Here is a 14,521-nt window from a genome sequence, read left to right as displayed (position 1 = left end):
ATGAAGACACATTGCTGTGCAAGAATGGTCGCAGCGATCGAAAGCACCTGTGAAAAGCATCCGGACCGTTTCAACTGTCCGGATGCCTTGATCCATTATTCCACCCGATCCGACGGATACGGGCTCATCGTTCACGACGGTGGCTCCTCCGTGATCGGCATCGATTACTGCCCTTGGTGCGGGGCAGCCTTGGCATCTTCGGAGGAAGAGAGCTGATTGCTCGCCCACTCCACCGCGATCACCGTCTCGACCAAATCCTGAGGGATCGAGAAATAATGATTTGAGGCCTCGAAGCCGATGCGGCTATCGGCTTTTGCAAGCGGGTAAAGCTTGCGCGCTTCCCCGCCCCAGCGGGCCAGATGCCCGAGCATCTCACGGCGCGCCTTGTCTTTCTCTTCCGGGTCATCTGCGGCCAGCCATCGCGAGCGCGCCATGAGATAACGCACCTGAACTGCTGCGGATGAAAGGTAGCACCCCGCCGCTTCCGCGAGCCGTTTGTCTTCCAACAACGCTGCCTGAAGCGATGCATCTGCAGCGCTCGCCGCCCGAATAGCCTCGTCCATTTTCGCGATGCCTGCCGCCCAGCCGGTGGCCACCTTCTCAAACTGTGAGGCAAGAATCTCCGGTGGATAGGGTCCACGCCACCCATCGAGATCATCATAGGGAAAGCCCACCATACTGGAAGGCAGTCCGCTCGGTGTGAGGAGAGGAAGATTGGCAGGACCCACATGCTGGGGACCTTGATAGATCACCGACCCACAATAGGGATACTCCGAGAATGCCCTGCTGAAAGCTGCCCATGCCTCACGCACCCAGGGACCCGCCTCTGCTCCATAGCGGTCCACCGCCACCGCCGTTAGCACATCATCCACCGGCGGGAGAACTTCGCCCTGACCGCTGAAGAAACGTCGTGCCACCTGCAGGTTCGGCGAGGGATGCCCGCCAAGGGACCACGAAAGCAGGAGCCCATCGACCTTTTCCTTCCCCACATTTTCGCAGTGCCGTGCCACCAGATCAAGCACCGGCAGCCATGGGACCGGAGCAAGCTCCCAAGTGTTGTTGAGCTGGAGCTTCGCCGAGGTCTTCAGTCCTGCCTGGCGAGCCCATTCCCAATGCTTTTTCGCCCGGGAGCCGGGACCGACGACCGATAGCGAATACTCCCCTACCGTGCCGTCGATTCCTCCGCGGTTGAAGGGGACCTGCCACTCGCTGACAGATTGCAGCCAGACATCCTTCGGCAGGCGGGAAATCACGCCGGGTGCTTCACCATGCCCATGCCATCCCCAATCCCAGACAATGAAGCGGGCATCCGGCGCGGCACGATGCACGCCTGCGGCCAAGACGGCATTCGCCTCCGCCGTGATCTCGTCAGCGTCGCGCTTGCCACAGCGCGGACACTCTTGCTGACGACCGTGGGAAGCACAGTGGGTTAGATTTTCGGAACCGGAAATGGTGATCACGCCACCGAGACTTGGAACCTTTGTGAAGACATGGGCACTGGCATCCTCCAGCCAGCGGCGCACCTTGGGATCGCTGGTGCACAGCGCGCGATGATCTCCATCCGTGACGCCCGCCATTTCCGGACGCTTCGCATAGAACTCCGCGGGCATTGCGCGGGGCTCATTCAGGTAAAGATAGATCGCGATTCCCTGTGCGCCCGCGCGGTCCACCAGCCTCTTGAGATTCTCGAGCCGACCTTCGCTTCCACGGCCAAAATCCGGGAAATCGGGACCGCCGGGAGCGAGTTGTTGCAGCACGGCATGAAGCCAGACGCCGTTCACCCCTTCCGCAGCCAAGCGGGCGAGCAATCCATCCGGAAAGGGATCCGGCGCGCCATCCGCAAGCGGATCGCCAAAGGTCGCGAAGTACGAATAGATGATTCGCGGAGGAGCCTTCCGCCAATCGCCTGTAGGCTTGGCCATGCCCGAAGCTGGGAGTTGGCTGAGTTCGTGAATAAAAGAGAACGGCGCTTCTCCGGAGACTTCCCCCAAAGCTCCGAAGCGCTCCTTCACCAAGCGACCGATCCTACCTTCAGCCGCCCGGATCTCTTCCGTGCGAACTGGCATCGTGACGTGAGGGCAGCGCGGCTTGCGGCTGCCGAGCTTGATGAAAAGGAAATCGTCCTCCCGGAGTGAAAAGGCCAGTTGGTCCTGGCTCATCCCTAACAGAGGAAGCAATTGCTCGTAGGGGAGCAGGTGCCAGTTCCTCCTCAGCAGCGTGATGTAGCCGCGCCGCGCCCACTCCGGGGAAACGGAGGCCTCCGCAGGCAAGCCCATGGACACCGCTGCGGAAACGACCTCGCTTTCGGTGGATTCCAGGATTTCCGCCAGCTTGGCAGGAGGAACCAAGGTCCAGTTTCTCCAGACCACGGCATGAGCCGCGCTCGGAAAATGCGACGCGGGCAAGGGCGCGGTCTCCGGCCCCATCGGCAATTCGCGAGGGCTCTCCGCCCGGCAGAGAGCCGTCGAAAAGAGTGCGATTATCCAACAACAGAGAAACCTCATGGGCAGGAAGCTACGCGGCGATCCGATCGTGAATTTCGAGTTTCAGCCCTCCCCGGAATCGACCCGGGGCGATTTTCCCGCAATCTTTCCTGAGATGCTTCCGCCCAACCTCGACCAGCGGCTTGCCGCACGTGAACGTCCTCCAGGACGTCCCGTGATGAAGCAGCGCTGGTCGCGCCTGCTCTTCCTGCATTGGCGGGCGGATCCGGATCTGCTCAGGCCTCTTCTTCCTCGTGGCCTACACCTCGATCTGCATGAAGGCACCGCGTGGATCGGCGTTGTGCCCTTTTTCATGGAGCGCATCCGGCCCACCTATCTGCCCGCCGTTCCGTGGCTCTCATGGTTCCTTGAGCTGAATGTCCGCATCTACGTACATGATGAAGAAGGCACACCCGGGGTGTGGTTCCTCTCGCTCGATTGCAATCAACCCGTCGCCGTCACCCTCGCGAGGAATCTCTTCTTCCTCCCCTACCACCACGCTCGCATGCACAGCGGCGGCACCATCGCGGCGACCACCTATCACTGCCGTCGCGATGGAGAGGAGGGCGATGCTGTCTTCCACTACGGACCGAAGGGTGATCTGGCCATCGCAGAACCTGGCTCGGAGCAGTTTTTCCTGCTCGAACGCTATGTCCTCTTTTCCGGGGACAGGCATGACCAACTCTTCAGCGGAAGGGTCCATCACGCCCCCTATCGATGGGCCCCTGCCACCTGTGAAAAGTGGTCCAGCCTGCCCATCAAGTGGAATGGCCTGATCGAGCCAAACGCTATACCAGAATCGATGCTTTGGGCAGATCAGGTCGATGTCGACGTCTTCCCGATCCGTCGCCTAGGCACTCCGATTTAGCCCCTACGGAAACGCAGGCCGATTATTCCATCTTTCTTCCTCACCGCGTGTCATCCGCGGTGCTTTGTCAGCCCTGAAAAAAGGTGAAAGCAAGGTCGTAGCCCCCATGTGCGTTGCCTGCTTTACATCACGATTTTGACCTATGGAACGGCGCTTGCCCAAGACGGCAAGCCAGCCAAGGAGCAACCATGGCACCAGTATGGCGGCCGCGCGGATCAATCGAAGTACGTCGATCTGAAACAGGTCACGCCGGAAAACGTCGGGAAGCTGGAGGTGGCATGGACCTACGCCGCCGGCGATGCCCCTTACATGTTCAATCCCCTCATCGTGGATGGGGTGATGTATCTGCTCGGAAAGGAAGAATCGCTCGTCGCCCTTGACGCCGCCACGGGCAAGGAGATCTGGTCGCGCCCCGGCATGAACGGGATCATCAAGACCGGCCTCAACTACTGGGAGAGCAAGGATCGCAAGGATCGCCGCCTGCTAATCTGCCGCCGGAATATGTTGGAGGCGATTGATGCCCGGACCGGTGAAACCATCTCCAGCTTTGGCGACAATGGATCCACCTCGCTGAAGGAGGGGCTGGGAAGAGATCCCACCGCGATCAATCGCGTGCAGAGCACCACACCCGGACAGATCTTTGAGAATCTCATCGTGCTCGGCTCATCTCCCGGAGAGGGCTACTTTACCGCACCCGGGCATGTGCGCGCCTATGACGTCGTCACCGGGAAGCTGGCGTGGACCTTTCACACGATCCCCCAGCCCGGCGAGTATGGCTACGAGACCTGGCCTGCCGATGCCTATAAATACATCGGCGGTGTGAACTGCTGGGGAGAGATCACCATCGATGAGAAGCACGGCATCGCCTTCGTGCCTCTGGGATCACCCACCTACGATTACTATGGTGCGGACCGCATCGGGGAAGGCCTCTTCGGGAACTGTATTCTGGCTCTCGATGCGCGCACCGGAAAGCGGCTCTGGCATTTCCAAGCCGTGCACCATGATCTGTGGGACTACGATTTCTGCTCGGCCCCCCAATTGATCACAGTCGATCATGATGGGAAGCGGGTCGAAGCCGTCGCCGTCGCGGGAAAGCAAGGCTTCCTCTATGTCTTCGAGCGCCTCACCGGCAAACCGCTGTGGCCGATTGAGGAACGCCCGGTCCCGCAGAGCACCATGCCGGGCGAGAAGTCATGGCCCACACAGCCATTTCCGACCGTCGTTCCGCCTTTTACGCGCCACTCGCTGAGCATCGACGACCTGAATCCTTACTTCTCCGCCGAGAAGAAAGAGCAATGGAGGAAGCGCTTCGCCGCGGCAAAGGTGGGCCTCTACGAACCGCTCTCGGATCAATACGAGACGATCGCGGTGCCGGGTGCCGTGGGCGGCGCGAATCGCGGCAATACCGCGGCCGATCCGGAACGCGGCCTCGTTTACATCATCACCCAGGAGTATGCCTCGGTGTATCGCCTGAAGCCCGAGCAAGCGCTTCCCAGCGAGACCGTGCCGGAGGTATCCGCCGGCATCGTGCCACCGGTCGCCATCGCCGAAGGCCAGACACCCTACATGACCTACTGCAGTGCCTGCCATGGCGAGAAGATGCAGGGCCGCGATAATGTCCCTTCCTTGGTGGACGTCGGCAAGCGGCTCAACTTCGGGGAATTCAGCAATACGATCGCCGTAGGCAAGGGCGTGATGCCTGGCTTCCCGCACTTGGAGGACCGGGCGCTCATTGAGATCTACACCGCCATCGGTGGAAACGTGAACCTGACCGAGGCCCAGTCCAACCGCGAGCGCCGCAATGATCGAAACCGGACCCCAAGGCGCTACCCATCCGGAGTCGGCGGTCCGGTGCAGAATTACAGCTCCGGCTATGGCCTGGAGCATTCCGACCTGCAGGGTCCGCCGTGGTCGTGGATGGTCGCCTATGACTTGAACAAGGGGGTTATCAAGTGGCGCACGCCGCTCGGCCACGACCGCAAGATCCCACGCCCCGAAGGCAAGGACCTGGGCCTGCCGATCGGCTCGCAGCGGAAAGGCATGGTCGTCACATCCACCGGCCTGATCTTCTCCACCTGCCTCGATGGCCATGTCTACGCCTATGCCGCGGAGACCGGGGAAAAGCTCTGGAGCAGTCCCCTGCCCCGCAATCCCGAAGGCCTCCCCGCGATGTATGAGGCAGGCGGGAAGCAATTCCTCGTCATCTGCGACATGGGGCCGGTCATCGACAAGGACCTCGCGAAAAAAATCCCCTCCGGCTACATCGTCTACTCCCTCTCCGAATCCTGAAAACAACCCCGATCATGAATCGCCGATCCTTCGTCTTAAAAACCTCGGGCATGGCCCTGAGCTTCTCCATGGCACCCACCCTCTTCGCCCAAGAGGCAAAGGGCGGTGACAAGATGGACCGCATCGCGCTAGGCACCTTGCTTTTCCGCTATCGTTTCCAGCAGACCAAGCCGAAGGGCGTGGAGAAGATTGAAAACGAGCTCACCTTGCTCGATGTCCCGCAGCATCACCGCGACCGCTTCGGCATCCGCAAGATCGAGTTCTGGAACGAGCATTTCGAGTCCCTCGAGCCCGATTACCTGGAGAAGCTGAAAGGGAAGATCAAGGATGCAGGATCGGAGCTAGTGAATGTCCAGATCGACCGCATTTCCTACGACTTGGCTTCCACCGATGAAGAGGCGCGCGCGAAGAGCGTGAAGTCGGTCTCCGAGTGGATTGATGCCGTCTCATTCCTCGGCTCGCGCTGCATCCGCATCAATCCCGGCAGCCCGAAGGGCTCGGTCGAGCAGAGCATCAAGTCGCTCACGGAGCTCAATGCCAGGGCCAAGGAGAAGAACCTGATCATCATCACTGCGAACCACTTCGGGATCGAGATGGACGCGGACAAACACGTGGCGATCGTGAAGGGGTCCGGTGTTTATACCGAGCCGGACTTCGGCAACTACCCGCCTGACGACAAGCTCTTCGCGAAGCTGGAGAAGATTGTACCCCACGCCTACATCGTCTCTGCCAAGATGGTCGACTTCGACGAAAAGACCATGCAGCACGTCTCCTACGACTTCGATCGCTGCGTTCAGCTTTGTGAAAAGCTCGGTTTCAAGGGCCTCTACATGGTGGCCCAGTACAGCCCGAAGGTGCAGCCCATCGACTACTCGAAGGTCGCGGATTGGGGCATCGAACATCTGAAGGCTAACATCAGCGCTTGAATCCCATGAAAGCCTCCTCATCCCTGCTACCCGTTGGCCTGCTGGGCGTGCTCGGTGCCTTCGCCGTTTTCCGCGCTGCCGAGCCTCAGCCCGGCGACGTGACTGGCACCGGCCTTGTCTTCAAGCCTGACTTCGTTTTCGAAGGTTCGAGCCTCGATGGCTGGACGCGCTCCGGCAGTGCCGAATGGTCCGCCGCCGATGGCATCATCACCGCGAAAACCAATGGCGGCGGATCCCTCGCCTTCGGCAAGTCCTACGAGGATGTCGGCCTGAGGGTCATCTTCCAAGTCACAAGCGAAGCCGAAGCCGGCATCCTGCTGAGACAGGAAAAGACGGATAGCGGTTCCAAGGGCATCCTTGTTTCCCTGAAGGATGGCGAGCCGAACTCCTTCAGCGTCACTCTCGATCCGCAAGGCAAGGAGCTGAAGCGCGAGTCTCTCGGCTCACCCGGACAAGATCCTCTGGTCCGGATCGCGCCCCCGCCCGATCCCAATGCCCCGGCACGACGCGGCGGAGGCGGCGGCAATCGCAACCGTCAGGGTGGCGGTGAAGACAACAAGCCCTTGGTCCGACCCGACACCTCCTATCGCCCCGGCGAGTGGAACCAGCTCGAGATCTTCCTCGATGCAAATGTCATCCGGGCCTTCCTCAACGACGGCGGACAGGGCGGCATGGGTGCCACTGCGGAGAGCGATGGCAGCTTCGGTCCGTGGGCGCTCTATGCGGGTGGACAGGGTGAGGTGAAATTCCGCGATATCGCTTTCAAGGACATCTCCGTCCGCAGTTCTCCTCAAGAGAGCAGCGCCCCGCGCTTCAAGGCGCAACGGATCAGCGACATGTTCTATTCGTGGGCAGCTGCCGCCGGAGACTTTGACCGCGACGGCGTGCAGGACATTGCGGCCGGCCCCTACATCTACTTCGGTCCGGACTTCAGCCGTTACCGCGAGATCTATCCGGCCACCACGCTGAGCCCGTCGAAGATGTTCCCGGAGATCAATTGCCAGTATTCCTATGACTTCAATGGCGACGGCTGGCTGGACATCATGACCGGCCCTCCGAAGGCCACCGTTTACATCAATCCGAAGGGCGAGTCACGGCGCTGGGACAAGCACATCGTCATCAATTCCGTGCAAACGGAAGTCACCGTCTTCAAGGATATCGATGGCAGCGGCGTTCCTTCCCTGGTGTACGGCGCGGATGGTTCCATGCGCTATGCCAAGCCCGATCCCGCGGACCCGACCAAGCCATGGGTGGAGCACATCGTTTCCGAAAAGGGCTACGCGATGGCCCATGGCGTGGGCGCGGGCGACATCAATGGCGATGGCCTGCTGGATGTACTCAATCCGAACGGCTGGTGGGAGCAACCGAAAGACAAGAGTGCCGGCGGCCTGTGGACCTATCACCCGGAAGCCTTCGCGCGCTACGGTCACCGCAGCGGCGGTTGCGGTGGCGCGGCCATGGCGGTCTATGACGTCAACGGGGATGGCACCAACGACGTGGTCACCAGCTTGAATGCCCACGGCTTCGGCCTCGCATGGTTCGAGCAGAAGCGGGACAGCGGCGGCAGCATCTCCTTCGTCCGCCACATGATCGCGGATGACTATGCCTCCCAGAATGCCGGCGGTGTGACCTTCTCCCAGCTTCACGGAGCCACCATGGCGGACATGGATGGCGATGGCATCCCGGACTTCATCGTCGGAAAACGCTACTGGTCCCACCTCGATTGCTACTTCGATCCCGATCCTTACGGCGATGCCGTGGTCTATTGGTATCGCACCGTAAGAAATCCGTCCGCTCCCGGCGGCGCCGAGTTCGTTCCCGAGCTCATCCACAACCGCTCCGGAGTCGGCTCGGACGTCCTCGCCGCCGATCTCAACGGTGACGGCACCGTCGAAGTCGTGACCTCAACCAACCGCGGCACCTTCGTCTTCTGGAACAACGCCAAGTAGTGGCTCCAAGGGAAGGACGAGCACCCCGCTCGTCCTTCGGCGGTCGGGTGAATACCGTTTCACCCGCGCCGTCCTCTCATTGCGCCTCTGCCTTCAAAACCCCCACGTACGGCAAATTCCGGTACCTCCCCTGATAATCCAGCCCGTACCCCACCACGAACTCGTCCGCGATAAAGAAGCCCACGTAATCCGCCTCGACCGCTTCGGCCCGCTCCTTGTCCTTTGCTAGCAGGACACCGGTCTTCACCTCCGTGGCTCCTTCTTCGATCAGGCGGTCTTTCACCGCCTTCAAGGTCCGGCCGGTGTCCAGGATATCATCCAAGAGCAAAACCTTCCGCCCCTTCACATCGGGCAGCTTGTGATCGAGGAAGTTCACCGTGCCGCTGCTCTCCGTGCCACCGTGGTAGCTCGCCACATTGATGCACTCGATCTCCAGCATCCGGGGCACCCGGCGCAGCAGGTCGGAGGCAAAAACCAGAGCCCCCTTTAAGAGCACGACGACCACCAGCACCTCGCCGGGGAAGTCCTTGCGGACCTCCTTTGCCATGACATCGAGCCGCTTGAGGATCACCTCTTCGTCCACCAGCACGCGCTCGATATCGTTCTCCATGCCATGGAGAATTCCCGCTTCAGCGGCCTGCTTACAAGCGGCAAGTGAAAGCCGCGCCCGGCTCAGTCGTTGTTGCGCCGCACGCGGAAAACCCGCTCTTCCTCGCGGTGCAGGTTCAGGCGATCCCGTGCCTTGAGTTCGAGAAACTCAGGATCTTCCTTCATCGCCCGATACTCGATCTCGCGATGCTCCTTCTCAGCCATGACCTGCTTTTCCTCCTCCAGCACCCGGGCCAGTTGGAACTCCAGATCCTGAAGCTTCCGCTTCTGCGGGAGCGCGGAAGCCACCACGGCCAAACCGAGGACCAGAGCAATCACTGCGACAACAATGCGATTCGCCGTGCAGATGACGCGCGTCTGGGCTTCCAGACGCTTCAACTTCACGCTCGCACTCTTTGCAGTCTTGACGCTCTTTTTCCGCCTCGCGGCCATTGGATGCTAGCTGCTTAGCATCCCTTAAGGATCCGGGACAGGAAAAAATCCGTCGTATTCCAAGGAAGCTCCACGATTGACCGTATGTGCTGCGGGGAGGTACATCCTTCACGCGCATTCGAGACACCATGAAAGCACCTATCACCGTTTCCGTGACCGGCGCCGCCGGCCAAATCGGCTATGCCTTGCTCTTCCGCATCGCCTCCGGGGCACTCTTTGGTCCGGACCAGCCGGTGAATCTTCGCTTGATCGAGATCGAGCCCGCGCTTCCGACGCTTGAAGGCGTGGTGATGGAGCTGGATGACTGCGCCTTCCCGCTCCTCCGCGAGATCGTGCCGACCGCCGACCTGAACGAAGGCTTCCGCGGTACCAACTGGGCTCTGCTCGTCGGCTCCGTGCCGCGCAAGGCCGGAATGGAGCGCGGCGATCTGCTCGGCATCAACGGCAAGATCTTTACTGGCCAAGGCCAGGCGATCGCCAAGAACGCCGCCTCCGATGTCCGGACCTTGGTCGTCGGCAATCCCTGCAACACCAACGCCCTCATCTGTGCCTCGAACGCCGACGGCGTGCCGAAGGACCGCTTCTTCGCGATGACCCGCCTGGACGAGAACCGCGCCAAGAGCCAGCTCGCCAAGAAATCCGGTGCCCATCACTCGGAAGTCACCAATCTCTGCATCTGGGGCAACCACTCCGCCACCCAGTATCCGGATTTCACCAACGCCAAGATCAACGGCAAGCCCGCCACCGAGGTCATCAGCGACCACGAGTGGCTGAAGGGCGAATTCATCACCACCGTGCAACAGCGCGGTGCCGCCATCATCAAGGCCCGTGGTGCTTCTTCCGCCGCTTCCGCCGCCAATGCCGCGATCGACACCGTGGTCAGCCTTGTCAACCCGACTCCGGCTGGTGACTGGCACAGTGTGGCGATCTACTCGGATGGCAGCCACTACGGCATCGAAAAGGGTATCATGGCCTCAATGCCGATCCGCACGGTGACCAATGGCACTTGGGAAGTCGTGGACGGCGTGCCGGTGGATGCCTTTAGCCAGGGCAAGATCGACGCCACCATCAACGAGCTCCTCGAAGAGCGCGAGGCGGTGCAGAACCTGATCCCGGCCTAAGCCGAGATCCGCTTCACCTTGATTTCACGGAAAGCCGCGGGACATCCCGCGGCTTTCTTGTTACCGGATAGCGGCTTCAAAGCGGCATGAACGATAACATCCAAGCGGAGTTCCCCGCGATCCTCGTCGAAACCGATGGCAGCTTGGGTGGACTTCTCGACCTTGGGTATTGGACGGACGATGTGGACCAGTGGTTCTGGAGCACCGGGGACGCGTATCTCGTGGATTCCCGCGGGAGGAAATTCACCCAGGTAGCAGAGAGAAAAGTCGACCGCCCGACCGAGATTCCGCTCTGGGTCTTCGACTCGGAATTGGGAGAAGAGGACCTGAGAACCTTATTCGTTGCGGATCCCGCCAGCGACGGGAAGCTACGAGCCTTGGTATCCCTTCGCTCAGACTCCAGTCCTCCAGAGTGGCTGAAAGACGCGATCCATCACATCATTCAAACCTGAAACGATGCTGAAGCTGCCCGCGGTCACCGGAATGATCGGCCGCCGCCTGCTGGTGAACTACCGGGTGGACCCCGGCGTGATCTCCAAGATCCTGCCCGAGGGCTTTCGGCCAAAGCTTCACCAGGGCCACGCGATTTCCGGGATCTGCCTGATCCGGCTGGAGGACATCCGGCCAAAGGCATTCCCCGCGTGGTCAGGCATCACCAGCGAGAATGCAGCCCACCGGATCGCGGTGCTTTGGGATGAGGATGGGGAGACGAAGGAGGGAGTCTTTATTCCGCGCCGCGACACCGGCTCTCTTGCGAATCATCTGGCCGGGGGCCGGCTTTTCCCAGGCGAGCATCATCTGGCGGACTTCGAGGTCACGGATTCGGAGGGCAAGATCGACATGAAAATCCGCTCCCGGGATGGGAAGATGACCCTCGCGCTCGAGGCAGCAGAGGCCGAGCAGATCTCCGCGGCTTCCTGTTTTGCGTCTCTTGAAGAGACCTCGGCCTTCTTTGAGCCTGGGAGCATCGGTTTTTCGGTCACCAAGGACTGCTGCAAGCTCGATGGCATCCGCTTGGAAACCCATCATTGGGCTGTGAGGCCGCTGGCGGTCTCGCGGGTGGAATCGTCCTTTTTGGACGATCGCACCGTCTTTCCTTCCGGCAGCGCGGTCTTCGACCACGCCCTGATCATGAGGGATATCCCGCACGATTGGCACGAGCTGTCCGCCCGCCGCGCCGCCGTCCCGGCCTGAGACCGACACTCCGCTTGCATGCCGGGGCCTCTCCCCTAAAGTCCGCCGCCGATGTCCCAGCCGCTTGTCATTGCCGGTCGCGAATTCTCCTCCCGTCTCTTCGTGGGCACGGGGAAATTCTCCTCAAATGAAGCGATGCGCGATGCCCTCGCGTCCTCCGGCACCCAGATCGTGACCGTGGCCCTACGCCGCGCCGACCTCACCGGAAAGGCCGATCCCTACGCGAACATTCTCGATTTCATCGATCCGGAAAAATACCTGCTGCTGCCAAATACCAGCGGCGCGATGAACGCGGAGGAGGCCGTGCGCCTCGCCCGTCTCGCTGCCGCCGCCGGCCTGCCGAAGTGGGTGAAGCTCGAGATCCATCCCGACCCGACCTACCTCCTCCCGGACCCGATCGAGACCCTCAAGGCCGCCGAGATCCTGGTGAAGGAAGGCTTCACGGTGCTTCCCTACATCAATGCCGATCCCGTGCTGGCGAAGCGCCTTCAGGAAGTCGGCACCGCCACCGTGATGCCGCTCGGCGCTCCCATCGGCTCGAACCGTGGCGTCGCCACCCGTGACCAGATCCGCATCATCGTGGAACAAGCGATCGTGCCGGTGGTGGTCGACGCCGGCCTCGGCGCACCCAGCCATGCCGCAGAGGCCATGGAACTCGGCGCGGATGCCGTGCTGATCAATACCGCCATCGCGATCGCTGCCGATCCCTCGCGCATGGCCATCGCCTTCAAGAAAGCCGTCGAAGCCGGACGCGATGCCTATGAGATGGGTCTGCCGGAAGTCTCTGATTCCGCTTCGGCGACCAGCCCGCTGACCGGTTTCCTCAACGCATGATGCCATCCGCGACGCTCGTCTTCGCTCTTACCTTGGCGGCCTTCGTGCTGCTTCACATTGTCGCTTGGAAACTGGCGGAGAAGCTCGGCAGGAAGCCGAAGCTCGTCGTTGGTATCGTCTCGCTCCTGCTCTGTCTTCCCGGCGCTTGGTTCGCCTTCTACTACCTCCACCTGCTTCCGGAGCCGCCTTTGCTCTATCAGCTCAGGGCACTGCCTTTCTCGGAAGGCTTCCTCACCCTCTTCGGCATCGCTGCAGGGGTATGGCGCTCCCTGCTCCCGCGAATCCTGAAACCGCTGCCCACGGCCGCCACGGTCTTCGTGCTCGTCATCCCCTTCCTCAAGCCGGTGCTGCGCCCTATTGATCCCGCGATGCTCACCGAACATTGGGAAGCCGATGCCTGCATCCAGAGCTCGATGGTTACCTGTGGCCCTGCCAGCGCCGCGAGCATTCTCCGCTACCTTGGAGACAAGGAAACTCTCGAAAGCCATTTGGCCAAAGACGCATGGACCTCCCGATCCGGCACCGAGGCTTGGCATCTCGCCAGGGCCATCGAGAAGCGCGGCTTCAAGGTTCACTTCTCCGCTCCTGCCGGCCTGCCCGACGCGAAGGAACACCCCGGCATCATCGGCACCGGAGGCCAAGGCGCGGGACATTTCATCGCCTTGCTGGAGATCTCCGGAGACGAAGTCATCTTCGTCGATCCTCTTCGCGGTAGAGATCAAATGACCATCGAGCGATTTCTGAAGTGGTATCAGCTCGAACCCTTCTTCATGTCGATCCAGCGGCCCTAGCCGCCCAGATAGCTCATCTCCGCCTTCGGCCGATGCACGATTCCGCGCTCTTCCGAGTAGCGGTCTTCCCGCACCCTCCACATTCCGCGAACGGCGGCCTGTAGCAGATCGTCCCCTGCCCCGCCGCGCAGCATGTCCCGGACGTCGTGCCCGTTTGCGGCGAAGAGACAGGTGAAAAGCTTTCCATCCGCCGACAAGCGGATCCGCTGACAGTCCCGGCAGAAGGGCCGCGTCACCGATGCAATCACTCCGACCTCACAACTCCCGTCGGCATGCCCCCAATGCAGTGCCACTTCACCGCGATAGGCCGGATCGCGCGGAGCCAGATCGAACTCCGTGGAAAGGATCTCCAACAACTCCGACGCGGATACGACCTCATCGAGCTTCCACCCGTTGGTCTCCCCCACATCCATGTATTCGATGTAGCGCAGGTCGATCGAATTCTCCTTCGCCCAGCGGGCCAAAGGCAGCACCTCGCTCTCATTCACCCCGCGCTGGATCACCGCATTGACCTTCACCTTCAGCCCATAGGCTTGGGCTGCATTAATCCCAGCCAAGACCCTCTCCACCTTCGCTCCCACACCGTTCATGCGGGCGAAGATCTCCGGATCCAGCGCATCCAAGCTCACGGTCACACGACTCAGCCCGGCCAGCGCCAAAGCCTCCGCGTGATGGGCGAGCAGGACGCCATTCGTGGTGAGGGCGATGTCCTTTACCCCCTCAATCGAGGCTAGCATCGCCACCAGATCCTCGATGCCGCGGCGTAGCAGCGGCTCGCCACCGGTAAGCCGCACTTTTTCGACTCCCATCGGCACCAGCAGGCGCGTCATCCGCACGATCTCCTCGAAGCTCAGCAGATTTTCCCGCGGCAGAAAGCGGTAGCCCGGGCCGAAGACTTCCACCGGCATGCAGTAGCGGCAGCGGAAATTGCAACGGTCCGTGAGCGAGATCCGCAGATCCCGCATGCCACGCCCGAACTTGTCCACCGGCCCGATCACGCGCGTATGATGGCCCCGGATCGCCTT

General features: G+C 61.3%; 14 protein-coding genes. 10 read left to right on the top strand and 4 right to left on the bottom strand.

Going from position 1 to position 14,521, the window contains the following annotated elements; translation table 11 throughout:
• A complete protein-coding gene (locus HHL09_RS26870) occupies window positions 1–216 on the top strand; it encodes a DUF6980 family protein (protein WP_425491552.1) in 216 nt (71 codons plus the stop codon).
• Here HHL09_RS26870 and HHL09_RS22710 read toward each other — a convergent pair.
• Window positions 165–2,504: a hypothetical protein gene (locus HHL09_RS22710; RefSeq protein WP_169456962.1), complete on the bottom strand. Its 2,340-nt coding sequence runs from the start codon at window positions 2,502–2,504 to the stop codon at window positions 165–167. The two genes, HHL09_RS26870 and HHL09_RS22710, sit on opposite strands and share 52 nt — an antisense overlap.
• Before the next feature lie 94 nt (window positions 2,505–2,598).
• Here HHL09_RS22710 and HHL09_RS22705 point away from each other — a divergent pair, with 94 nt between their 5' ends.
• The 4 genes from HHL09_RS22705 (at window position 2,599) to HHL09_RS22690 (ending at window position 8,515) form a co-directional block, all read left to right on the top strand.
• Entirely contained in the window at window positions 2,599–3,351 is a 753-nt protein-coding gene (locus HHL09_RS22705; RefSeq protein WP_169456961.1) for a YqjF family protein, read from the top strand.
• 108 nt (window positions 3,352–3,459) lie between these two features.
• The gene (locus HHL09_RS22700) at window positions 3,460–5,640 is read left to right on the top strand and encodes an outer membrane protein assembly factor BamB family protein (protein WP_169456960.1); all 2,181 of its coding nucleotides are present in this window, start codon (window positions 3,460–3,462) and stop codon (window positions 5,638–5,640) included.
• Window positions 5,641–5,654: 14 nt separating this feature from the next.
• Complete coding sequence (locus tag HHL09_RS22695; RefSeq protein WP_169456959.1) at window positions 5,655–6,566, top strand: sugar phosphate isomerase/epimerase family protein; 912 nt, start codon at window positions 5,655–5,657, stop codon at window positions 6,564–6,566.
• 5 nt (window positions 6,567–6,571) lie between these two features.
• On the top strand, window positions 6,572–8,515 hold the full coding sequence (locus HHL09_RS22690; RefSeq protein WP_169456958.1) for a 3-keto-alpha-glucoside-1,2-lyase-like domain-containing protein: 1,944 nt from the start codon (window positions 6,572–6,574) through the stop codon (window positions 8,513–8,515).
• Between the two features lie 76 nt (window positions 8,516–8,591).
• Here HHL09_RS22690 and hpt read toward each other — a convergent pair whose 3' ends face one another.
• Both hpt and HHL09_RS22680 read right to left on the bottom strand, forming a co-directional pair.
• The gene (gene hpt, locus HHL09_RS22685) at window positions 8,592–9,125 is read right to left on the bottom strand and encodes a hypoxanthine phosphoribosyltransferase (RefSeq protein WP_169456957.1); all 534 of its coding nucleotides are present in this window, start codon (window positions 9,123–9,125) and stop codon (window positions 8,592–8,594) included.
• A gap of 62 nt (window positions 9,126–9,187) precedes the next feature.
• The gene (locus HHL09_RS22680; protein WP_169456956.1) at window positions 9,188–9,508 is read right to left on the bottom strand and encodes an FtsB family cell division protein; all 321 of its coding nucleotides are present in this window, start codon (window positions 9,506–9,508) and stop codon (window positions 9,188–9,190) included.
• 176 nt (window positions 9,509–9,684) lie between these two features.
• On the opposite strand from HHL09_RS22680, the gene HHL09_RS22675 reads away from it, so the two are divergent.
• From HHL09_RS22675 to HHL09_RS22655, 5 genes are all read left to right on the top strand, one after another.
• Window positions 9,685–10,677 (top strand): malate dehydrogenase, encoded by a 993-nt coding sequence (locus HHL09_RS22675; protein WP_169456955.1) that lies wholly within the window; start codon window positions 9,685–9,687, stop codon window positions 10,675–10,677.
• Window positions 10,678–10,763: 86 nt separating this feature from the next.
• Entirely contained in the window at window positions 10,764–11,129 is a 366-nt protein-coding gene (locus tag HHL09_RS22670; protein ID WP_169456954.1) for a hypothetical protein, read from the top strand.
• A gap of 4 nt (window positions 11,130–11,133) precedes the next feature.
• A complete protein-coding gene (locus tag HHL09_RS22665) occupies window positions 11,134–11,871 on the top strand; it encodes a DUF2071 domain-containing protein (RefSeq protein ID WP_240963688.1) in 738 nt (245 codons plus the stop codon).
• Between the two features lie 51 nt (window positions 11,872–11,922).
• On the top strand, window positions 11,923–12,705 hold the full coding sequence (locus HHL09_RS22660; protein ID WP_169456953.1) for a thiazole synthase: 783 nt from the start codon (window positions 11,923–11,925) through the stop codon (window positions 12,703–12,705).
• Window positions 12,702–13,496, top strand: a complete 795-nt coding sequence (locus HHL09_RS22655; protein ID WP_169456952.1) for a cysteine peptidase family C39 domain-containing protein — start codon at window positions 12,702–12,704, stop codon at window positions 13,494–13,496. Before HHL09_RS22660 ends, HHL09_RS22655 begins: the two co-directional genes overlap by 4 nt.
• Here the strand turns inward: HHL09_RS22655 and moaA are convergent.
• Window positions 13,493–14,494, bottom strand: coding sequence for a GTP 3',8-cyclase MoaA (gene moaA, locus HHL09_RS22650; RefSeq protein ID WP_425491550.1), 1,002 nt, complete (start codon window positions 14,492–14,494; stop codon window positions 13,493–13,495). The genes HHL09_RS22655 and moaA overlap by 4 nt on opposite strands.
• Between the last annotated feature and the right edge of the window lie 27 nt (window positions 14,495–14,521).

The organism is Luteolibacter luteus (assembly GCF_012913485.1).
Lineage (GTDB): Bacteria > Verrucomicrobiota > Verrucomicrobiia > Verrucomicrobiales > Akkermansiaceae > Haloferula > Haloferula lutea.
The sequence above is the reverse complement of the archived record's forward strand: the minus strand, read 5'-3'. Positions and strand labels throughout refer to the sequence as shown.